Here is a 21,253-nt window from a genome sequence, read left to right on the forward strand (position 1 = left end):
GATCCGATCTAAGCTTTGTCCGGGTGTGTGGACGGAACGCTGGTGCGCACTCCGGCACCGTCCTTCGTTGGACGGATAAAGCTGTCAGTGTAGGAGAGCCCGCACCGCGGCCTGCACCCCCGTCGGCGGGGGCGCCAGAATTTCACTCGTCGTGAGCGCAGCCATTCCCCGATCGTGACGCATCCGTCAATGTCTGCCGGTGTCCGTTTTCGTCGATCTAGCACCCGAGGACGCCGTCGCCCCGGCCCCGGGTACCGACGCCCGCCCGGGCGGGAGCCGCCGGCGCGGTCGCCTCACCCGCGCGGTGCTGCCGCTGCTGTCCGTCGCGGTGTTCGGTGTGCTGTGGCAACTCGCCGCGGCCAGCGAGATCTGGAGCCAGACCTTCGTGCCGTACCCGGCGACGGTGTGGAAGGCGTTCATCGACGTGTCGACGACGCATGACGGAGTCCGCGGCTACGCCGGCTACCTGCTGTGGGAGCACCTGTACATGACGTTGCGCCGCGTGCTCGCCGGCGTCGTCATCGGCGTCGTGCTCGGTGTGCTGCTGGGTCTGGTCATGGGCTCCGTCAGCTGGGTCCGCAGCGTGCTGGAGCCGTGGTTGACCTTCCTGCGGGCGCTGCCGCCGCTGGCCTACTTCTTCCTGCTCGTCATCTGGCTCGGCATCGACGAGGCGCCGAAGATCACGCTGCTCGCGCTCGCCGCGCTGCCGCCCGCCGCCGTCGCGACCACGGCCGCCGTCGTTGCGGCCCCCGTCGGATTACAGGAAGCCGCAAGGGCTTTGGGGGCATCCCGGCGCCAGGTCATCCGCGACGTCGTGGTCCCGTCAGCGCTGCCCGAGACGTTCACCGGGATCCGGCTCGCCGTCGGCATGGCCTACTCGTCGGTGGTGGCCGCCGAACTGTTCAACGGCATCCCCGGAGTCGGCGGATTGGTCAAAGACGCAAGCAATTACAACAACACCCCCGTGGTGCTGGTCGGGATCTTCGCCATCGGGTTCTCCGGTCTGGTGATCGACGGTGTGCTGCGCGCCGTCGAGGGGCGCGCTGTTCCCTGGAGAGGAAAGGTCTAATAGAAAATGAAACTCAAAGCTGCTGTGGTGGTGCTTGTCTCGGCTGTGCTGGTGCTTGCGGGCTGCTCGGTGAGCGGTCAGGGGCAGGACGCGAGTGACCCCGACAACCCCACCATCCGGATCGGCTACCAGACGTTCCCGAGCGGCGACCTGATCGTCAAGAACAGCAGGTGGCTCGAAGAGGCGTTGCCGGACTACAACATCAAGTGGACGAAGTTCGACTCCGGCGCCGACGTCAACACCGCGTTCATCGCCGACGAACTGGACTTCGGTGCGCTGGGGTCCAGCCCGGTGGCCCGGGGGCTTTCCGCACCGCTGAACATCCCGTACCAGGTGGCGTTCGTCCTCGACGTGGCCGGTGACAACGAAGCTCTGGTGGCGCGCAACGGTTCCGGCATTGACACGATCGCCCAGCTGAGGGGCAAGCGCGTCGGGACCCCGTTCGCGTCCACCGCGCACTACAGCCTGTTGGCCGCACTCGACCAGAACGGGCTGTCCGCCAACGATGTTCAATTGATCGACCTGCAACCGCAGGCCATCCTCGCCGCGTGGGAGCGCGGCGACATCGACGCCGCGTACACGTGGCTGCCGACCCTGGACGAGCTGCGCACGACCGGCAACGACCTGATCACCAGCCGGCAGCTCGCCAAGGCCGGAAAGCCGACGCTCGACCTCGGTGTGGTGTCCAAGGTGTTCGCGCAGGCGCATCCCGACGTCGTCGACATCTGGCGCCGGCAGGAGGCCCGCGCGCTCGATCTGATCAAGAACGACCCCGACGCCGCGGCAAAGGCGGTCTCCGCGGAAATCGGCCTGACCCCCGAGGAAACCGCCGGCCAGATCAAGCAGGGCGTGTTCCTGACCCCCGACGAGCTCGCCTCCGCGGAATGGCTTGGGGCCGAAGGGAACCCGGGCAACATTGCGGTCAACCTCCAGAGCGCGTCGCAGTTCCTGGCCGAGCAGAAGCAGATCCCGGCCGCCGCACCGCTGAAGACGTTCCAGGAAGCCATCTACACCAAGGGCCTGCCGGATGTCCTCAACCAGTGACGGCGCGATTCAGATCACGTCGGTCTGGCATCGCTACGGCAGCGGACGGGACGGGGTCACCGCGCTCGGGCCGGTTGACCTGACCGTCGACCCGGGATCGTTCCTGGTGCTCGTCGGCGCCTCCGGCTGTGGGAAGAGCACGCTGCTGCGACTGCTGGCCGGCTTCGAGCCGCCCAGTCAAGGGTCGGTGCGGGTGGCCGGTGCGCAGCCTACGCCGGGAGTGACGGCGGGCGTGGTGTTCCAGCAGCCCCGGCTGTTCCCGTGGCGCACCGTCGGCGGCAACGTCGACCTGGCGCTCAAGTACGCAAAAGTGCCGCGGGACAAGCGGACCGAGCGCCGTGAGGAGCTTCTCGAGCGCGTCGGCCTCGGCGGCACCGCGGGTCGGAGGATCTGGGAGATCAGCGGCGGGCAGCAGCAGCGCGTCGCGATCGCGCGGGCTCTCGCCGCGGAGACGCCTCTGTTCCTGCTCGACGAACCGTTCGCCGCGCTGGACGCGCTGACGCGGGAACGGTTGCAAGAGGACGTGCGTCAGGTCAGCGCCGAGTCGGGGCGGACGACGGTGTTCGTCACCCACAGCGCCGACGAGGCGGCGTTCCTCGGTTCCCGGATCGTCGTGCTGACGCGCAGGCCGGGCCGGGTGGCTCTGGACATTCCGGTGGACCTGCCGCGGACCGGGGTCGACGCCGACGAACTGCGGCGCTCCCCCGAATACGGTGAACTGCGCGCGGAGGTGGGCCGGGCGGTCAAGGCGGCCGCGGCTTAACCGCGTATCCCGAGTGGCATATCTCGAAACGGCACCGATCGCGCATCGACATCGAATTAGAGGTGCGTCGGTTGTGTTGGGCCACGCACGATGTCGATGTGAGCAGGGTGGTCGAACGCGGACTCGCCAGATGTCCGCGATGCGTCGCGGTGGCGGATTACGTCTTCATCGAGTCGGATCGCAACGTCGTGCGCTACGAGGTGCGCTGCCGCAAGTGCGGAGAGTGCTACCGCGAGGACAGCCGGCCGGGCGCGCCGTTGGCGGTCAGCGGCGAAGAGCCGTTGATCCAGTGGCCGCCGGACTGCGAGCCGACCCCGCCGCGCGACTGGCGCGACGAGTTGCGCGGCAAATTATCGGTGGCCACGCAGCGCGGCAAGGCCGAGATGGAGGTCGTGAACAAGCGGGCGCACGACCTCGTGGAGTTCGGGCGGTCGTGGCGCAACGAGCGCCGGTCGGCGCGGAAGGTGGATCAGACTGGGGGATAGGCCGGTGGCGGATACACCCCGCGCAGGATCCACGCGAACCAGTTGATGCCGTATTCGAGCTCGTCGCTCGCGTCGTAATCCGGATTCGGGTCCACCGCGCCACCTCCATCACTTCGGCCACTTCGGCCACGCCACTGCGGCCCGGCGTTTCGAGTCTAGACCCGGGGCGGCCGTGTGAACACAGCCTCGGCCTAAACTGAACCAACCAGTTAGTAGACCGCTGCGGCGGTCCGGCCTGCCTATAGTGAGTCGCCATGTCTGAATCCGTCACGAGCAACGGGATGTCCCGCCGCGAGGAACTGCTGGCCGTGGCCACCAAGCTGTTCGCGGCCCGTGGCTACCACGGCACCCGGATGGATGACGTCGCCGACGCCGTCGGTCTGAACAAGGCGACGGTCTACCACTACTACGCCAGCAAGTCGCTGATCCTGTACGACATCTATAAGGGCGCCGCCGACTTCACGGTGGATGCGCTGCACGACGACCCGAGTGCGTCGGCCCGCGAGACGATTTATCACTTCACCCGCCGGCTGCTGGTCGGTATCGCCAGCGACGTCGAGCGCGCCGCCGTCTACTTCCAAGAGGGCCCCTACATCAGCGAGTGGTTCACCGAGGAACAGGTGGAGTACATCCGGGAGAAGGAGGCGCAGGTCTACGAGCACGTCCGGGACGTGATCGACCGCGGTATCGCCAGCGGCGAGTTCTACGACTGCGACTCCCATGTCCTGGCCCTGGGCTATATCGGGATGACGCTGGGTTCCTACCGCTGGCTGCGCCCGCACGGCCGCCGGACCGCGCAGGAGATCGCGGTGGAGTTCAGCACCGCGCTGCTGCGTGGGCTGATCCGCGACGAGACGGTCCGCCAGGCGTCGCCGCTGGGTGTCGACATCGACGCGGCGCGGGTGCGGCTCGGCGAGGAACCGAGCTAGCAACTGCGCCATCGCGGGTACCCGGGGCTGGTGACCGTCCGCATCGGCACGTCAGGCTGGGCCTACAACCACTGGCGCAACGTGCTCTACGAATCCGGGCTGCCGACCACGCGGTGGCTTCAGCGGTACGTCGCACACTTCGACACCGTGGAACTCAACGGCAGCTTCTACCGCTGGCCACAAGACGCGCAGTTCACGCGGTGGCGCGATCAGCTGCCGCCGAGCTTCGTGATGGCGGTCAAGGCCGCGCGGGGACTGACCCACGCGCGCCGGCTGCGGTCACCGGAGGTGTGGATCGAACGGCTGGAGCGCGGCTGGCGAGCTCTCGGTGACCGCGCCGGGCCGCTGCTGGTGCAGTTGCATCCCGCGCTGGAGCGTGACGACGCCCGGCTGGAGCACTTCCTTGCCGCGATGCCCGGCCAGATCCCGGTGGCCGTGGAGTTCCGGCACCCCTCGTGGGACGACCCGGCGGTGTACGAACTGCTCGAGAAGCACGACGCGGCCTATGTGGTGATGAGCGGGGCCGGGCTGCCATGCATCCTGAAGGCCACCGCGAGGTTCGTCTACGTGCGCCTGCACGGCCCGGATCCCAACGACATGTACGGCGGTTCCTACAGCCCTGCCGACCTTCGCTGGTGGGCCGAGCGGATCACCGAGTGGGACGCCCAGGGCCGGGACGTGTATGTGTACTTCAACAACGACCTCGGCGGCAACGCGGTGCGCAACGCGTGGGACCTCAAGGCGGAGCTGAGGGGCCGGCCCAACTCGCTATGCTCTGCCGATGCCGTTGGTGAGTAAGACAGTCGAGGTCGCGGCCGCGGCCGAGACGATCATGGCGATCGTCGCGGACTTCGAGAAGTACCCGGAGTGGAACGAGGAGATCAAGGGCTGCTGGGTGCTCGCCCGCTATAACGACGGGCGGCCGAGCCAGCTCCGCCTCGACGTGGTGGTGCAGGGCCAGTCCGGCACGTTCATCACCGCGGTGTACTACCCGGGCGAGAATCAGATCTACACGATGCTGCAGCAGGGCGACCACTTCTCCAAGCAGGAACAGCGGTTCTCGGTGGTGGCCATGGGGCCGACCTCGCTGCTGACCGTCGACCTCGACGTCGAGGTGAAGATGGCCGTCCCCGCCGCGATGGTCAAGAAGGTGATCGCAGACGCGCTCGACTACCTGGCCGGCAACCTGAAGGCGCGCGCCGAACAACTCGCGGCGTCCTAGCCTGCCTGGCCCGACCTGGACCGCGCCACCCGCGGCCACACCTGTCCCAGGTTTCCTTTTCTCAGAGGTCCACTCGCACTTGTGCTGAGTTTCGCGGAAAGGTGTGACTGATGGGGCGTACGAGGCCACGAGCTCGGGAGGTCCAGGGGGCACAGCGTAGGGAACAGGTGTGGAGCCGACGCGCCGAACAACGCGCGGCGTCAGCTCCAGAGGCCGACCTGTTCCAGCCATGCGATCAGCCGGTCGAGTCCGTCGGTGAACTGTCCGCGGGTCAGGGCGACGACGGTGTGGACATCCCGCCGGCGCAGGGCCTCGATGAGCTCCGCATGGTTGGCGACGGCCGCCGGCCCCCACGTCTCGTCGGAGGCGAACAGCTGCGGCGGCAGATAACGGGCGGCGTGCAGCAGAAACCACGCCAGCTTGATCCGGCCGCCGGCGCGGTTGAACGCGCGGTGGAACGCGAACTCCGCCGCCGCCACCCGGTCGGCGTCCCGCGATTCGACCGCCGCGGCCAGTCGGTCGTTCAGCCGGGCCAGTTCGTCGATCTGATCGTCGGTGATCCTGCGCGCGGTGGTCGCGGCGAGTTCCTGCGCGATCGTCGACTGCAGCCAGAAGATGTCCTCGATGTCGCGGCGCGACAGCGGCACCACCCGGTGACCCCGGTGCGGCTCCAGCTCGACCATGCCCTCGCCGCGCAGCGTGCGCAGCGCCTCCCGCACCGGGGTGATGCTCACCCCGAGGCGGGCCGCGGTCTCGTCGAGACGGATGAACGTGTCCGGACGCAGCGCACCGGTCATGATCTCGGCGCGCAACCGGGCGGCGACCTGTTCGGAGAGCTGCTCGCGCCGCACCGCACCCGCCCCGGGCGTCCTGGCAGGAGCGTTCATCGCGTCGTCGCCTTTCCGGCCCGTGGGGTCAGCTGTCGGGACAGGTTGTCCTGTCGCCGCCGAGGTCCTAGTGTGACCGGGGCAACAACATGTTTGATCAAATATCAATCTTCCGCAAGTCGTCGATGGAGCAGAGGACGTTGACCGAACCGATCCGACAGCCCGGCCCCGAGACCGAGCAGCCCTACCTGGCACGCCGGCAGAACTGGACCAATCAGCTCGCCCGGCATGCGCTGATGCAGTCCGATCAGCCGGCGTTGCGGTTTCTGGGCCACACCACCACGTGGGCTGAGCTGGACCGCCGGGTCAGCAACCTCGCCGGCGCACTGCATCAGCGCGGCGTCGGTTTCGGCGACCGGGTGCTGATCCTGATGCTGAACCGGACCGAGTTCATCGAGGCGGTCCTGGCCACCAACAAGCTCGGCGCCATCGCCGTGCCGGTGAACTTCCGGATGACGCCGGCCGAGATCGCGTTCCTGGTCTCCGACTGCAAAGCCAAGGCCGTCGTCACCGAAGCCGTGCTCGCCGGTGTCGCGACCGCGGTCCGTGACCTCGATCCGACACTGGCCACGGTGATCAGCGCGGGAGGCGGCACCGGCGACGACATCCTCGACTACGACGACGTGCTGGCCGAGACCGCGCCGTGCCCGGTGGTGGACATTCCGAACGACGCGCCCGCGCTGATCATGTACACCTCCGGCACCACCGGACGGCCCAAGGGTGCGGTGCTCACGCACACCAACCTGACCGGGCAGGTGATGACGCTGCTGTTCACCAACGGCGCCGACATCAACCACGACATCGGCTTCATCGGGGTGCCGTTCTTCCACATCGCGGGGGTCGGCAGCATCGTCTCCGGGCTGCTGCTCGGCAGGCCGACCGTGCTCTACCCGGTCGGCGCGTTCGACCCGAACGAACTGCTCGACGTGCTGGAGGCCGAGAAGGTCACCGGCATCTTCCTGGTGCCTGCGCAGTGGCAGGCGGTGTGCGCCGCGCAGAAAGCCAGGCCGCGCGACCTCAAGCTCCGGTTCCTGTCCTGGGGCGCCGCGCCGGCCTCGGACACCCTGCTGCGGGAAATGGCCCAGACCTTCCCGGGCGCGCAGATCCTCGCCGCCTTCGGCCAGACCGAGATGTCGCCGGTGACCTGCATGCTGCTGGGCGACGACGCGCTGCGCAAACTCGGGTCGGTCGGCCGGGTGATCCCGACGGTGTCCGCGCGGATCGTCGACGAGAACATGAACGACGTGCCCGTCGGGCAGGTCGGCGAGATCGTCTACCGGGCGCCGACGCTGATGGCGGGCTACTGGAACAACCCCAAGGCCACCGCCGAGGCGTTCGCCGGAGGCTGGTTCCACTCCGGTGACCTGGTCCGTCAGGACGAAGAGGGTTACATCTGGGTCGTCGACCGTAAAAAGGACATGATCATCTCCGGCGGCGAGAACATCTACTGCGCGGAAGTCGAGAACGTGCTGGCCGCGCACCCCGACATCGTCGAGGTCGCCGTGATCGGTCGCTCGCACGAGAAGTGGGGTGAGGTTCCCGTTGCTGTGGCGGTGCTGCGGAGTTCGCTGGGAACAACCACGCAGACGAGCCTGACGCTGGCCGATCTGGAAGGGTTCCTCAACGAGCGGCTGGCGCGCTACAAGCACCCGAAGGCCCTAGAGATCATCGATGCGCTTCCGCGCAACCCTGCCGGTAAGGTGCTCAAGACGGAGCTGAGAGCACGCTTCGGCGCGGGCGAATCTGTTGACGCCGGCGAAAGTTCTACTCCGCCAACGATTTCAGCTGCGGCGCAGCGGGATTAGCGGCGGGGAGAACCATTTGCTTACGGATGGGGGGTCAATCCCCCGGATGCGGTACGCGGTGCCCACGCCATCGGGTACAGTCCTGAGACCTGTCTTACTACCGACCGGTAGGGAGACTGCGCTCACAAGATCGGGGACGGGGCTGGAAGGGAGCGTTCGACAGATGCTGCCGGTGCGCTACGCCAGCTGTCAGTGCGTCGCGGGAGCCGCTCGGTGACGACCAGTTCGAACCTGACCGGTTACGTACGCGATCAGGTCAGACCGGGGTTGGAGGCCGTCGGCGGCTTCGTGCGCATGTGCGTGCTCGTCGGAAAGGCCTCGCTGCGGCCGCCGTTCCAGTGGCGGGAGTTCATCCTGCAGAGCTGGTTCCTGATGCGGGTGGCGTTCCTGCCCACGCTGGCGGTGTCGATCCCGCTGACCGTGCTGCTGATCTTCACACTGAACATCCTGCTCGCCGAGTTCGGCGCGGCCGACGTGTCCGGCGCCGGCGCGGCCATCGGCGCGGTCACGCAGCTGGGACCGCTGGTGACCGTGCTCGTGGTGGCCGGTGCCGGCTCGACCGCGATCTGCGCCGACCTGGGCGCCCGCACGATCCGCGAGGAGATCGACGCGCTCGAGGTGCTCGGCATCGACCCGATCCACCGGCTCGTGGTGCCCCGCGTGATCGCGTCGACGTTCGTCGCGATCCTGCTCAACGGCGCGGTGATCACCGTCGGCCTGGTCGGCGGCTTCATCTTCGGCGTCTACCTGCAGAACGTCTCCGCCGGCGCCTACGTCTCGACGCTGACCCTGATCACCGGCCTGCCCGAGGTGCTCATCTCGATCATCAAAGCCGCCACGTTCGGCCTGATCGCCGGCCTGGTGGGCTGCTACCGCGGGCTGACCGTCGCCGGCGGCGCCAAGGGCGTGGGCACCGCGGTCAACGAGACCCTGGTGCTGTGCGTGATCGCGCTCTTCGCGGTCAACGTCGTGCTGACCACCATCGGTGTCCGATTCGGAACGGGGAGCTGACGTGACGAACACCGCCGCAGTCCTGCGCTCCCGCTTCCCCCGCGGGGTCGCCACAGCCGAGAAACTGGCCGGCGCCCCGGCCCGCGGCCTCGATTCGATGGGCCACGTCGCGGTGTTCGTCATCACCGCGATCGGCTCCATCGGGCATGCGCTGCGCTACTACCGCCGCGAGATGTTGCGGCTGATCGCCGAGATCGGCATGGGCACCGGCGCGATGGCGGTGATCGGTGGCACCGTCGCGATCGTCGGCTTCGTGACGTTGTCGGGCTCGTCGCTGGTCGCGATCCAGGGCTTCGCGTCGCTGGGCAACATCGGGGTGGAGGCGTTCACCGGATTCTTCGCCGCGCTGATCAACGTGCGCATCGCCGCGCCGGTGGTGGCCGGGCAGGCGCTGGCCGCGACGGTCGGCGCCGGCGCCACCGCGGAACTCGGCGCCATGCGCATCAGCGAGGAGATCGACGCGCTCGAGGTGATGGGCATCAAGTCGATCTCGTACCTGGTGTCGACGCGCATCATGGCCGGCTTCGTCGTCATCATCCCGCTCTACGCGATGGCGATCATCATGTCGTTCCTGTCGGCCCAGGTGACCACGACGGTGTTCTACGGACAGTCCGTCGGTACCTACGAGCACTACTTCCGCACGTTCCTGCGCCCCGACGACGTGTTCTGGTCGTTCATCCAGGCCGTCATCATCTCGGTGATCGTGATGCTCAACCACTGTTACTACGGCTTCTACGCCAGCGGCGGCCCGGTCGGCGTCGGCGAGGCCGTGGGGCGGTCGATGCGCGCGTCGCTGGTCGCGATCGTGGTCGTGGTGCTGCTGGCCTCGTTGGCGCTCTACGGCGTCGACCCGAACTTCAACCTGACGGTGTAGCGCGATGACTGCACCCGTGAACACCCGACGTCAGCCGCCGTACAAGCTCGCCGGCGCGATACTGGCACTGCTCGCCGTCATCGCGGTGGTGCTGGTGTACCTGCAGTTCCGCGGCGAGTTCCTGCCCCGCACGCAGCTGACGATGATCTCCGCCCGCTCCGGCCTGTCGATGGACCCGGGCGCGAAGGTCACCTACAACGGCGTCCAGATCGGCCGGGTCGGCAACGTCGACGCCACGACCGTCGACGGGGAGCCCCGCGCCAAGATCCTCCTTGAGGTCGACCCGAAGTACCTCGACCTGATCCCGCGCAACGTCGAGGCGAACATCAGCGCCACCACGGTGTTCGGCAACAAGTACGTGTCGTTCACGACGCCACCCAACCCGCAGTCGGAACGGATCTCGGCCTCCGACGTCATCGACGTCACGTCGGTGACGACCGAGTTCAACACCCTGTTCGAGACCGTCGTCGAGGTGGCCGGCCAGGTCGATCCGATCAAGCTGAACCAGACGCTGACCGCGACCGCGCAGGCTCTCGACGGGCTCGGCGACCGGTTCGGCCAGTCGATCGTCGACGGCAACGAGATCCTCGCCGACATCAATCCGCAGATGCCGCAGATCCGCCGCGACAACCAGCTGCTCGCCGACCTCGGCGAGGTCTACGCCGATGCCGCACCGGACCTGTTCGACGGCCTGCAGAACGCGGTGACCACCGCCCGCACCCTCAACGCACAGCGCGGTGACGTCGATCAGGCCCTGATGGCCGCCGTCGGATTCGGCAACACCGGCGGCGACGTCTTCGAGCGCAGTGCGCCGTTCCTGGTGCGCGGCGCCGCGGATCTGGTGCCCACCTCGGCACTGCTGGACAAGTACAGCCCGTCGTTCTTCTGCATGTTCCGCAACTACCACGACGTCGAGCCGAAGATCAGCGCCGCGCTGGGCGGCAACGGCTACTCGCTGAAGACCCACTCCGAGGTGCTGGGCCTGGGCGCGGGCAACGCGTACGTCTATCCGGACAACCTGCCGCGCGTCAACGCCAAGGGCGGCCCGGGCGGACGGCCGGGCTGCTGGCAGCCCATCACGCGGGACCTGTGGCCGGCGCCGTTCCTGGTGCTCGACACCGGCGCGTCGATCGCCCCCTACAACCACATGGAACTCGGCCAACCGCTGCTCACCGAGTACGTCTGGGGACGCCAAGTCGGGGAGCACACGATCAACCCATGAAAATCACCGGTACAGCGATCAAACTCGGCGCCTTCTCGCTGGTGCTGCTCATGTTCACCGCGATCATCATCGTGGTCTTCGGTCAGATGCGCTTCGACCGCACCACCGGCTACTCGGCGGTCTTCTCCAGCGCCAGCGGTCTGCGGCCCGGGCAGTTCGTCCGAGCCTCGGGCGTCGAAGTCGGCAAGGTCAAGGGTGTCGAGCTGATCGAGAACGGCTCCAAGGTCAAGGTCGACTTCAGCGTGGACCGGTCGCTGGAACTGTTCGACGAGACCAGGGCCTCGATCCGGTACCTGAACCTGATCGGCGACCGCTATCTGGAGCTTTCGCGCGGTGAGAGCAACACCAGAATGGCTGCGGGCGGGACGATCCCGATCGAGCGGACCCAGCCGGCGCTCGACCTGGACGCGCTGATCGGCGGCTTCCGCCCGGTGTTCCAGTCCCTGGAGCCGGAGAAGGTCAACACCATCGCGCAGTCGATCATCACGGTCTTCCAAGGGCAGGGCGGCACCATCAACGACATCCTCGACCAGACGGCGTCGCTGACCGCGGCGCTGGCCGACCGGGACCAGGCCATCGGCGAGGTGATCAACAACCTCAACACGGTGCTGGACACCACGGTGCGCCACCAGCAGGAGTTCGACGACACGGTGAAGAACTTCGAGGTGCTCATCACCGGACTGAAGAATCGTGCGGATCCGATCGCCGGCTCGGTGGCCGACATCAGCGACGCCGCCGGCACGATCAGCGACCTGCTCGCCGACAACCGGCCCCTGCTGCAGAGCACGGTCAGCAAGCTGGAGATCCTGAACCAGCCCCTGGTCGAACGGCGCGACGAACTCAACAACCTGCTGGTGCAGGTCCCCGACGCGCTGGCCATCATCGGCCGGTCGGGCGGTGTGTACGGTGACTTCTTCAACTTCTACGCCTGCGATGTCTCCTTGAAGCTCAACGGATTACAGCCGGGCGGGCCGGTCCGCACCGTGAAGGTCTGGAGCCAGCCCTCGGGTAGGTGCACGCCGAAATGAGAGTCCTGGAGGGTTCCAACCGCATCCGCGGCGGGTTGATGGGCATCATCATCCTGGTCATCGTCATCGGCGTCGGTCAGAGTTTCGCGAGCGTACCGATGCTGTTCGCCACGCCGACCTACTACGCCGAGTTCACCGACACCGGCGGCATCAACACCGGAGACAAGGTCAGGATCGCCGGTGTGGACGTCGGCACGGTGCGCTCACTGGAGATCGACGGCGACCGGGTGCGAATCGGCTACAACCTGGGCGGGACCGAGATCGGCACCGAGAGCCGGGCGGCGATCCGCACCGACACGATCCTGGGCCGGCGCAACCTCGAGATCGAGCCGCGTGGTTCAGACCCGTTGCGCGCCAACGATGTACTGCCGGTCGGGCAGACCACCACGCCGTACCAGATCTACGACGCGTTCTTCGACGTCAGCAACAACACCGCCGGCTGGGACACCGAGACGGTCCGCGATTCGCTGAACGTGCTATCCGAGACCATCGACCAGACCTATCCGCACCTGAGCGCGGCGCTCGACGGGGTGGCCCGGTTCTCCGACACGATCGGAAAGCGCGACGACCAGATCAAGCAGCTGCTGGCCAACGCCAACAAGGTGGCCGGGGTTCTCGGCAACCGCAGCGAACAAATCAACCAGCTGTTCGTCAACGGGCAGACACTGCTCGCCGCGATCAACGAGCGCAACTACGCGGTGAGCCGGCTGCTCGAAAACGTCGACACGTTCTCGGCCCAGGTGAAGGGCTTCATCGACGACAACCCGAACCTCAACCGTGTGCTCGAGCAGCTGCGGGTGATCACCGACGTGCTGGCCGAGCGCAAGCTCGACCTCGCCGACACGCTGTCGTCGCTGTCGAAGTTCATGGTGTCGCTGGGTGAGGCGCTCGCCTCGGGCCCGTACTTCAAGGTCATGCTGGTCAACCTGGCGCCGTACTGGATCCTGCAGCCGTTCGTGGACGCCGCGTTCAAGAAGCGCGGGATCGACCCGCAGGAGTTCTGGCGCAACGCCGGCCTGCCCGCATTCCGGTTCCCCGACCCCAACGGTGTCGGTTTCGAGAACGGCGCACCGCCGCCCGCCCCGACGCCGATCGAGGGAACCCCGGAGAACCCGGGGCCCGCGGTGCCGCCGGGATCCCCGTGCTCGTACACCCCGCCCGCCGACGGCCTGCCGACACCCGGCAACCCGCTGCCGTGCGCGGGTCTGACCCAGGGTCCGTACGGTCCGGTGCCCGGCGGGTACCCGCCGCCCAACGTCGCCACGTCGGAACCGAACATCCATGGGCCGCAACCGTCTCCGGGTGTTCCGGCCGCGGCGATCCCCGGCCAGCTGTCCCCTGACGTCCCGGGGGTGCGGCCTCCGCTGCCGCCCGCGCCGCCGGGGGCACGCACCGTGCCGCTGGAACCGCAGCCGTCACCGCCGGACTTCACCCCCGGCATCGCGCCGTTGCCGCCGGCCCTGACCGGACCGCCGCCACCACCCGGGCCCGGCCCGGCTCCCGCCCCCGCGGGCCAGCCAGTGCTGCCAGGTAATCCGCCGTTCCTCCCACCGGGATCGCAAGGGTAGGGGGTCGAGAAACGATGTCGACAGTCTTCAACGTCCGAAACCTCAAGGGACCCGGAGCGGCCCGCACGTTCATCATCGGCGCGATCGTGATCGTGCTCGTGATCATCGCGGCGCTCCTGGGCTGGAACCTGTACAAGAAGGCGACCACCAAGACCGCGGTCGCCTACTTCACCCAGACGCTGGCGATCTATCCCGGTGACAAGGTCCAGATCATGGGCGTGCAGGTCGGGACGATCGACAAGATCGAGCCCGCCGGCGACAAGATGAAGGTCACCTTCCACTATGAGAACAAGTACAAGGTGCCCCAGGATGCGACCGCGTCGATCCTGAACCCGAGCCTGGTGGCGTCGCGCACGATCCAGCTGTCCCCGCCCTACACCGGCGGCCCGGTGCTCGAAGACGGCGCCGTGCTCGACCTCGACCGCACCCAGGTGCCGGTCGAGTACGACGATCTGCGCGACTCGATCAGCAGGTTGCTGACTGATCTGGGCCCGACCCCCCAACAGCCGAAGGGCCCGTTCGGCGACATCATCGAGTCGGCGGCCGACGGCTTCGCCGGCAAGGGTGAACAGCTGAACAAGACCCTGAACAACCTGTCGGAGGCGCTGTTCGCGCTCAACGAGGGCCGCGGGGACTTCTTCAGCGTGATCAAGAGCCTGGCGATGTTCGTCAACGCGCTGCATCGCAGCGATCAGCAGTTCGTCGCGCTGAACAACGACCTCGCGCAGTTCACCAGCGCGTTCACCGACACCGACCGCGAGGTGGCCAACGCGCTGCAGGATCTGAACGAATTGCTCACCACCACAAGGAATTTCGTCAACGAGAACGGTGAGGTGCTGGCGCACGACGTGCAGAACCTGGCCGATGTGACCAACGCGATCCTGCAGCCCGAGCCGCGTGACGGCTTGGAGACCGCGCTGCACGCGTACCCGAACGTGGCCGCGAACCTGATGAACATCTCATCGCCGAACGCCGGCGGCATCGTGACCTTGCCGGTGATCTCGAACTTCGCCAACCCGATGCAGTTCCTGTGCAGCGCGATCCAGGCGGGCAGCAGGCTGGGCTACCAGGATTCGGCGGAGCTGTGCGCGCAGTACCTCGGGCCGATCCTCGACTCGATCAAGTTCAACTACCTGCCGTTCGGCGCGAATCAGCTGCAGACGGCGATGACGCTGCCCAAGCAGATCGCCTACTCCGAGGAGCGACTGCGCCCGCCGCCGGGATACAAGGACACCACCGTGCCGGGCATCTTCTCGCGCGACACCTTGTTCTCGCACGGCAACCACGAGCCCGGCTGGATCGTCGCTCCCGGCATGCAGGGCGTCGAGGTGCAGCCGTTCACCAAGAACATGCTGACCCCGGAGTCGCTCGCCGAGCTGATGGGCGGCCCGGACATCGTGCCGCCGCCGGCTCCGCCGGCGTTCGGCACCACCCGCGGCGGCAACCTGCCCGGCCCGCCGAACGCGTTCGACCAAAACAACCCGCTGCCGCCGCCGTGGTACCCGCAGCCCGGCCCGCCGCCGGCGCCCGCACCCGGTGTCGTCCCGGGCAATCCGGCTCCGGTGAGCGCCCCGGCCGCGCCGGCGGCGCCCGCGCCCGCAGCGCCGTCCGGTCCGCTGTTGCCGGCCGAGGCAGGAGGCTGATCGCGATGAAGAAGTGGACCACACTGGTGCGCCGCTCCGTCGCGCTGTCGGCGGCCGCGCTCGTGCTCACGTCGTGCGGGTCGTGGAAGGGCATCTCGAATGTGCCGTTGCCGGGCGGACCCGGCACCGGTTCGGAGCGCACCACCATCTACGTCCAGATGCCGGACACGCTCGCGCTGAACGTGAACAGCCGGGTGCGGGTGGCCGACGTCTACGTCGGCCGGGTGCGTTCCATCGAGCTGCGGAACTGGGTCGCCACCCTGACCTTGGATCTGGAGCCGAACATCGCGCTGCCGAAGAACACGCTGGCCAAGATCGGACAGACCAGCCTGCTCGGTTCCCAGCACGTTCAGCTGGACCTGCCGCCGGACCCGTCGCCGCGCAAGCTCGAGACCGGCGACACGATCCCGCTGCAGAACGCGTCGGCGTTCCCGACCACCGAGCGGGTGCTGGCCAGCATCGCGTCGATCCTGACCGGCGGTGGGGTGGCGAACCTGGAGACGATCCAGACCGAGGTCTACAACGTACTCAACGGCCGAGCCGATGAGATCAGGACCTTCCTCGGCCAGCTCGACACGTTCACCGCCGAGCTGAACCAGCAGCGCGCGGACATCACGCGGGCCATCGACTCGACGAACCGGCTGCTGTCGATCGTCGCCCAGCGCAACGAGACCCTCGACGCGGTGCTGACCGAGTTCCCGCCGCTGATCCAGCATTTCGCGGAGACCCGGGATCTGTTCGCCGACGCCGTCGAATCGCTCGGCCGCATCAGCAACGCCGCCGTAGACACGCTCGAGCCGGCCAACGACGACATCAGGACCAATCTGGCCAACCTGCAGCGGCCGCTGCGCGAGCTGGGCAAGTCCGGGCCGTACCTGCTCGGCGCGCTGAAGGTGTTCCTCACCGCGCCCTACAGCATCGAGAACGTGCCCAAGGCGATCCGCGGCGACTACATCAACGTGTCGCTGATGGTCGATCTGACGTTGTCGGCGATCGACAACGGGTTCTTCTCCGGCACCGGCGTCTCGGGCATGCTGCGCGCGCTGGAGCAGGCGTGGGGTCGTGACCCGAACACGATGATCCCGGATGTGCGCTTCACACCGAACCCGAACTCGGCGCCGAACGGGCCTCTCATCGAGAGGAGTGAGTGAGCGATGCTGACCCGCTTCGTCAAGATCCAGCTGATCATCTTCACGATCCTCACCGTGGTCGCGCTGGGCGTGCTCGGGATCTACTACCTGCGCCTGCCCAGCCTCGCCGGGCTCGGCGAGTACAAGCTGTACGCGCAGCTGGAGCGCTCCGGCGGCCTGTACCCGACCGGCAACGTCACCTACCGCGGCACCCAGATCGGCAAGGTCACCGAGGTCGAGCCGACCGAGACCGGCGCGCGGGTGACGATGAGCATCGGCAACGAGTACAAGATTCCCGCCGATGTAAGCGCCAACGTGCACTCGGTGTCGGCGATCGGTGAGCAGTACCTGGACCTGGTCTCCGAGAGTGGCACCGACCAGTACCTCAGCCCAGGCCAGACCATCACCGAGAGCTCGGTCCCGGCCGAGGTGGGTCCGGCGCTGGACGCCGCCAACAAGGGCTTGGCGGTGCTGCCGAAGGAGAAGATCGACGCGCTGCTCACCGAGACGGCGACCGCGGTCGGCGGGCTGGGTCCCGCGCTGCAGCGGCTCGTCGACTCGACGACGAACGTCGCCGAGGGGTTCCGCGACAACCTGCCCCAGGTCAACGACATCATCAACAACGCCGCCCCGATCCTGGAGAGCCAGGTGACCTCCGGAGACGCGATCGAGCAGTGGTCGCGCAACCTCAACGTCATCGCCGCCCAGGCCGCCGAGCAGGATCCCGCGCTGCGCAGCGGCCTGCAGCAGGCCGCGCCCACCCTGGATCAGGTGACCACGGTGTTCAGCGACGTGCGGGATTCGCTGCCCCAGACGCTGGCGAATCTGGCCGTGGTCAACGACATGCTCAAGCGGTACAACAAGGGCATCGAGCAGACGCTGGTGATCTACCCGCAGGGCGGGTCCCTGCTGCAGATGGGATCGATCTTCGAGGACGGCGGTCTGCTCCACTTCGGTCTGTCGATCAACCAGCCGCCGCCGTGTCTGACCGGCTTCCTGCCGGCCTCGGAATGGCGCTCGCCGGCCGACACCAGCACGGCGCCGCTGCCGTCCGGCACCTACTGCAAGATCCCGAAGGACTTCCAGGGCAACGTGGTGCGCGGCGCCCGCAACTACCCGTGCGCCGACGTGCCGGGCAAGCGGGCGGCGACGCCGAAGGAGTGCCGCAGCGACGAGCCCTACGTGCCGCTGGGCACCAACCCCTGGTACGGCGACCCGAACCAGATCCTGCCGTGCCCGGCCCCCGGTGCGCGGTGCGACCAGCGGGTGGCCCCGGGGCAGGTGATCCCGGCGCCGTCGGTGAACAACGGGATGAACCCGCTGCCTGCCGATCAACTGCCCCCACCGCAGTCGGCCGCGCCGAGCAGCGATCCGGTCAGCCGGCCGGGCTCGGGTACGGTCAGGTGCAGCGGTCAACAACCCAACCCGTGCACCTACACTCCTGCGCAGGGGCCGCCCGGCACCACCGCTGGGTACAGCCCGAGCAGTGGCGAGGTGGTGGGGCCTGACGGTGTCAGGTACAACGTGAGCAATTCGAGCAACCCAGGAGACGACGGATGGAAGGAGATGCTGGCACCAGCCGGCTGATCCCCGACCCCGGAACCGGCACCGTTGTCGACGCGTCACCCCAGGAGCAGTCCTCGGCCGAGCTCCGCAGGCCGTCGCGGCTGGGCAACGGTTGGGCTGCGACGATCTGCGTGGTGCTGCTGCTGCTCGCCGGCGGCGGCATCGCCGCAGGTGTGCTGGCGCTGCGTGCCAATGAACGCGCTGCCGAGATCGCACGCTCCGACGAGGCCGCGCTGCAGGCCGCCAAGGAGTGTGTCGCGGCCACCCAGGCGCCGGACACCGCCGCGATGACGGCCGCGCAGTCCAGGATCCTGGAGTGCTCCACCGGTGAGTTCGGGGTGCAGGCCGGGTTGTTCGGCAGCGTGATCGCCGAGGCGTATCAGGCGGCCAACGCGACGGTCGCGGTCGACGACCTGCGGGCCGCCGTCGAGCGGCGCAACGACGACGGCACGGTCAACGTGCTGGTCGCGGTGCGCGTCAGGATCTCCAACTCCGAAGCCGCCGACCAGCGGGTCGGGTACCGGCTGCGCGCGACGATGGCGTTCGACGAGGGGCGCTACCGGATCTCCAGGCTGGACCAGGTCAACTCGTGACGGCGGTGCTGAACACGACCCCGACCGTCCCCGCGCAGGAACCGACCGCGCAGGTGCCGCTGGCCTCGTGGCCGGCCCGGGCGGGTGCGCTGGCGGTCGACACGCTGCCCGCGCTCGGCGTGATGGCCACGGGCGCGCTGCTGGCGTTGACCGCGCCGTCCGACGGCTGGGCCCGGTGGGTGTTCACCGCCGTCGCCGCGCTGGCGTTCGTGTTGGTGGTGGTCAACCGGGTGGTGTGGCCGGCGCTCAGAGGATGGACGCTGGGGCGGGCGCTGTTCGGTATCGCGGTGCGCGGCCCCGACGGCGGCGCCGTAGGGGTTTCGCGGCTGGCCGCGCGCGAGGTCGCGCATCTGCTGGACACCGCCGCGCTGTGCATCGGTTGGTTGTGGCCGCTGTGGGACCGGCGGCGGCGCACCTTCGCCGATCTGCTGGCGCGAACCCAGGTTCTTCGCGTCGAGCGGCCGCACCGCGACATGCGCCGGCTGGTGGCCACGGTCCTGGTCGCGTCGGCCGCGGTGTCGGTCTCGGTGGCCGGTCTGGGTTATGCGGTGCTGTACCGCCAGGAACAGGCGCTGGACACCGCCCGGGAGCAGGTCGCCGCGCAGGGACCGCGCATTGTCGAGCAGATGCTGAGCTACGGCGCGGACACCATGATCGATGACTTCGCCAGGGCGCAGGCGCTGACCACCGACGGGTACCGGCCGCAGCTGATCGCCCAGCAGCAGGCGGTGCAGGGCGGCGGCGCGACCAGCAACGAGTACTGGGCCGTCAGCAGTGCGGTGCTGACCGATCCCCCTGTCACCGCGGGGCGGGTGTCGATGCTGTTGGCGATGCAGGGCCAGCGCGGCAACAATCCCGAGGACATGAAGTTCATCACCGCGACGGTCCGGGTCGACTTCGAGAAGTCGAGCGACGGACAGTGGAAGGTGGCGAACCTGACCGTGCTGAAGAAGCCGCTGATGAATGTGCCGGGCCAGTGAGCCCGGTACGCAGGATCGCCGCCGACGCCGACGATCACGACGGCGGAGCCGCCGAGCGCACCGTCGCCGACGACTATTTCCGCCTCGAACCCAAAGCGCCTGTCCGGTGGGGGCTTCCGCTGGTGTCGGTACTTGCCGCGCTGGTCGTGGTCGCGGCCATCGCCGCCGCCACGCTCATGCTCGTCCGCCAGCTCGACGACCGCCGGGAGGCGGTCAACGAGGCCTCGGCGCTGGGTTACACCAGCGAGTTCATGGTGATGTACACCAGCCTGGACCCGTTCAACGCCAACGACTACGCCGATCGCGTCGCCGCCCAGGCCACCGGCGAGTTCGCCAAGAACTTCGCAGACCGGCTCAACGAGATCCTGGTGCAGGTGGCCCGGTCGGAGCCGAGCACCGGTGAGGTGCTGGCCGCGGGAGTGCAGCGCTGGAACGACGACGGAAGCGCCGACGTGCTGATCGCGACCAAGGTCACCTCGAAGAGCCCGGACGGGAAGTCGACGGTCGAAAGCGGAAGCCGTTGGGTCGCAACGACGATCAAGGAGGGACAGCAGTGGAAGATCAGCAACCTGGTTCAGGTGATCTGACCACCGGGGACCTCGCGCAGCCGTCACGGCGACGCTTCTTCGGCCGCAAGCCGAAGGCCCGGCCGTCCGCCGGACAGGAATCGCCTGCCACCGAGGCGGCTGCTGTGGAATCGCCTGCCGCAGAGGCGCCGAGGACGCCCGTCGGCAAGGCGCGCAGAACAGTGAAACCGCAACCGGCGCAAGCCGAATCAGCGCCCGAGCCCGACACCGACGCCACTGACGCGCCGTCCGAGGTCGAGCCGGCGCCCGACGCCGAGCCCCAGCCCGAAGCCTCGCCGGACACTCAGCCCGGTGACGTGGTGCTGGTACCGCACCGGCCGGCCGGCCGCCGCGCGCTGATCGCGGCGGCAGCCGCCTCGGTCGTATTCGTCGGCGCCACCGGCTTCGCCGCGGCCACGGTGCAGCCGTACCTGTCCGAGCAGGCGCTGTATGAGACCAAGCTGACCATCGCGCGCACGGCGACCGATGCGATCACCACGCTGTGGACCTACAGCCCTGACGACATGGCCACCCTCGCCGACCGGGCCTCGGTGTTCCTGTCCGGTGATTTCGCCGCGGAGTACCGCCGCTACATCGACGCGATCGTCGAACCGAACAAACAGGCCCAGGTCACCAACACCACCGAGGTGATGGGCGCGGCCGTGGAATCGATTTCCCCGCAGTCGATTCCGACCGAGGCCACCGCACTGGTCTACACGAACTCGGTGGCCACCAGCCCGGTGACCAAGAACATCCCGTCGCTGCGCTACCTCTCCTACCGGCTGACCATGCAGCGCGACGGCGGCGACTGGCGCATCACCCGGATGTCGACCATCACGTCGTTCGATCTGACGCCGCAGCTGTAACG

At 68.1% G+C, this 21,253-nt stretch carries 21 protein-coding genes and 1 pseudogene; 20 read left to right on the forward strand and 2 right to left on the reverse strand.

Translation table 11 applies throughout. The annotated features are described in order from the left end of the window. Positions 1–199: 199 nt before the first annotated feature. The 4 genes from KXD97_RS08315 (at position 200) to KXD97_RS08330 (ending at position 3,361) form a co-directional block, all read left to right on the forward strand. A complete protein-coding gene (locus tag KXD97_RS08315) occupies positions 200–1,069 on the forward strand; it encodes an ABC transporter permease (protein ID WP_260756257.1) in 870 nt (289 codons plus the stop codon). Positions 1,070–1,075: 6 nt separating this feature from the next. Beyond that, positions 1,076–2,113 carry a glycine betaine ABC transporter substrate-binding protein gene (locus KXD97_RS08320; protein WP_260756258.1) on the forward strand — a complete coding sequence of 346 codons (1,038 nt, stop codon included), beginning with the start codon at positions 1,076–1,078 and terminating at the stop codon, positions 2,111–2,113. Continuing rightward, positions 2,097–2,876, forward strand: coding sequence for an ABC transporter ATP-binding protein (locus KXD97_RS08325; RefSeq protein ID WP_260756259.1), 780 nt, complete (start codon positions 2,097–2,099; stop codon positions 2,874–2,876). The genes KXD97_RS08320 and KXD97_RS08325 overlap by 17 nt, the downstream gene beginning before the upstream one ends. Positions 2,877–2,974: 98 nt before the next feature. Further along, a complete protein-coding gene (locus tag KXD97_RS08330) occupies positions 2,975–3,361 on the forward strand; it encodes a hypothetical protein (protein ID WP_260756260.1) in 387 nt (128 codons plus the stop codon). On the opposite strand, the pseudogene KXD97_RS08335 reads toward KXD97_RS08330, so the two are convergent. Next, positions 3,346–3,456, reverse strand: a pseudogene (locus KXD97_RS08335) (CAP domain-containing protein); the annotation flags it as partial. The gene KXD97_RS08330 and the pseudogene KXD97_RS08335 overlap by 16 nt on opposite strands. Before the next feature lie 159 nt (positions 3,457–3,615). On the opposite strand from KXD97_RS08335, the gene KXD97_RS08340 reads away from it, so the two are divergent. Genes KXD97_RS08340 through KXD97_RS08350 form a run of 3 tightly spaced genes read left to right on the forward strand, consistent with a single transcriptional unit; the run spans position 3,616 to position 5,512 of the window. Then, entirely contained in the window at positions 3,616–4,290 is a 675-nt protein-coding gene (locus KXD97_RS08340) for a TetR/AcrR family transcriptional regulator (RefSeq protein WP_260756261.1), read from the forward strand. A gap of 30 nt (positions 4,291–4,320) precedes the next feature. After that, positions 4,321–5,088 (forward strand): DUF72 domain-containing protein, encoded by a 768-nt coding sequence (locus tag KXD97_RS08345; RefSeq protein ID WP_260756262.1) that lies wholly within the window; start codon positions 4,321–4,323, stop codon positions 5,086–5,088. Next, positions 5,072–5,512 (forward strand): SRPBCC family protein, encoded by a 441-nt coding sequence (locus KXD97_RS08350; protein WP_260756264.1) that lies wholly within the window; start codon positions 5,072–5,074, stop codon positions 5,510–5,512. Before KXD97_RS08345 ends, KXD97_RS08350 begins: the two co-directional genes overlap by 17 nt. A 200-nt stretch (positions 5,513–5,712) precedes the next feature. On the opposite strand, the gene KXD97_RS08355 is transcribed toward KXD97_RS08350, so the two are convergent. Further along, positions 5,713–6,399: a GntR family transcriptional regulator gene (locus tag KXD97_RS08355; RefSeq protein WP_260756265.1), complete on the reverse strand. Its 687-nt coding sequence runs from the start codon at positions 6,397–6,399 to the stop codon at positions 5,713–5,715. A gap of 125 nt (positions 6,400–6,524) precedes the next feature. Between KXD97_RS08355 and fadD5 the strand changes: the two genes are divergently transcribed. The 13 genes from fadD5 to KXD97_RS08420 all read left to right on the forward strand — a co-directional run bounded on the left by fadD5 (position 6,525) and on the right by KXD97_RS08420 (position 21,251). Beyond that, positions 6,525–8,204, forward strand: a complete 1,680-nt coding sequence (gene fadD5 / locus KXD97_RS08360) for a fatty-acid--CoA ligase FadD5 (RefSeq protein ID WP_260756266.1) — start codon at positions 6,525–6,527, stop codon at positions 8,202–8,204. Between the two features lie 213 nt (positions 8,205–8,417). Beyond that, positions 8,418–9,215 carry an ABC transporter permease gene (locus tag KXD97_RS08365; RefSeq protein WP_260756267.1) on the forward strand — a complete coding sequence of 266 codons (798 nt, stop codon included), beginning with the start codon at positions 8,418–8,420 and terminating at the stop codon, positions 9,213–9,215. A 1-nt stretch (position 9,216) separates the two neighbouring features. Next, positions 9,217–10,089 (forward strand): ABC transporter permease, encoded by an 873-nt coding sequence (locus KXD97_RS08370; protein WP_260756268.1) that lies wholly within the window; start codon positions 9,217–9,219, stop codon positions 10,087–10,089. A 4-nt stretch (positions 10,090–10,093) separates the two neighbouring features. Then, the gene (locus KXD97_RS08375; RefSeq protein ID WP_260756269.1) at positions 10,094–11,311 is read left to right on the forward strand and encodes an MCE family protein; all 1,218 of its coding nucleotides are present in this window, start codon (positions 10,094–10,096) and stop codon (positions 11,309–11,311) included. Further along, entirely contained in the window at positions 11,308–12,339 is a 1,032-nt protein-coding gene (locus tag KXD97_RS08380; protein ID WP_260756270.1) for a virulence factor Mce family protein, read from the forward strand. Before KXD97_RS08375 ends, KXD97_RS08380 begins: the two co-directional genes overlap by 4 nt. Then, positions 12,336–13,907, forward strand: a complete 1,572-nt coding sequence (locus tag KXD97_RS08385) for a virulence factor Mce family protein (RefSeq protein WP_260756271.1) — start codon at positions 12,336–12,338, stop codon at positions 13,905–13,907. The genes KXD97_RS08380 and KXD97_RS08385 overlap by 4 nt, the downstream gene beginning before the upstream one ends. A 14-nt stretch (positions 13,908–13,921) precedes the next feature. Then, positions 13,922–15,550, forward strand: coding sequence for a virulence factor Mce family protein (locus KXD97_RS08390; protein WP_260756272.1), 1,629 nt, complete (start codon positions 13,922–13,924; stop codon positions 15,548–15,550). 5 nt (positions 15,551–15,555) lie between these two features. Continuing rightward, complete coding sequence (locus tag KXD97_RS08395; RefSeq protein WP_260756274.1) at positions 15,556–16,701, forward strand: virulence factor Mce family protein; 1,146 nt, start codon at positions 15,556–15,558, stop codon at positions 16,699–16,701. Positions 16,702–16,704: 3 nt separating this feature from the next. Then, positions 16,705–18,267, forward strand: coding sequence for an MCE family protein (locus KXD97_RS08400; protein ID WP_260756275.1), 1,563 nt, complete (start codon positions 16,705–16,707; stop codon positions 18,265–18,267). Beyond that, positions 18,237–18,839: a hypothetical protein gene (locus KXD97_RS08405; protein WP_260756276.1), complete on the forward strand. Its 603-nt coding sequence runs from the start codon at positions 18,237–18,239 to the stop codon at positions 18,837–18,839. Before KXD97_RS08400 ends, KXD97_RS08405 begins: the two co-directional genes overlap by 31 nt. Continuing rightward, the gene (locus KXD97_RS08410; RefSeq protein ID WP_260756277.1) at positions 18,836–19,819 is read left to right on the forward strand and encodes an RDD family protein; all 984 of its coding nucleotides are present in this window, start codon (positions 18,836–18,838) and stop codon (positions 19,817–19,819) included. Before KXD97_RS08405 ends, KXD97_RS08410 begins: the two co-directional genes overlap by 4 nt. Beyond that, a complete protein-coding gene (locus tag KXD97_RS08415) occupies positions 19,816–20,406 on the forward strand; it encodes a mammalian cell entry protein (RefSeq protein WP_396884835.1) in 591 nt (196 codons plus the stop codon). Before KXD97_RS08410 ends, KXD97_RS08415 begins: the two co-directional genes overlap by 4 nt. Continuing rightward, on the forward strand, positions 20,373–21,251 hold the full coding sequence (locus KXD97_RS08420; protein WP_260756278.1) for a mammalian cell entry protein: 879 nt from the start codon (positions 20,373–20,375) through the stop codon (positions 21,249–21,251). Before KXD97_RS08415 ends, KXD97_RS08420 begins: the two co-directional genes overlap by 34 nt. Positions 21,252–21,253: the final 2 nt, after the last annotated feature.

The organism is Mycobacterium sp. SMC-8 (genome assembly GCF_025263565.1).
Lineage (GTDB): Bacteria > Actinomycetota > Actinomycetes > Mycobacteriales > Mycobacteriaceae > Mycobacterium.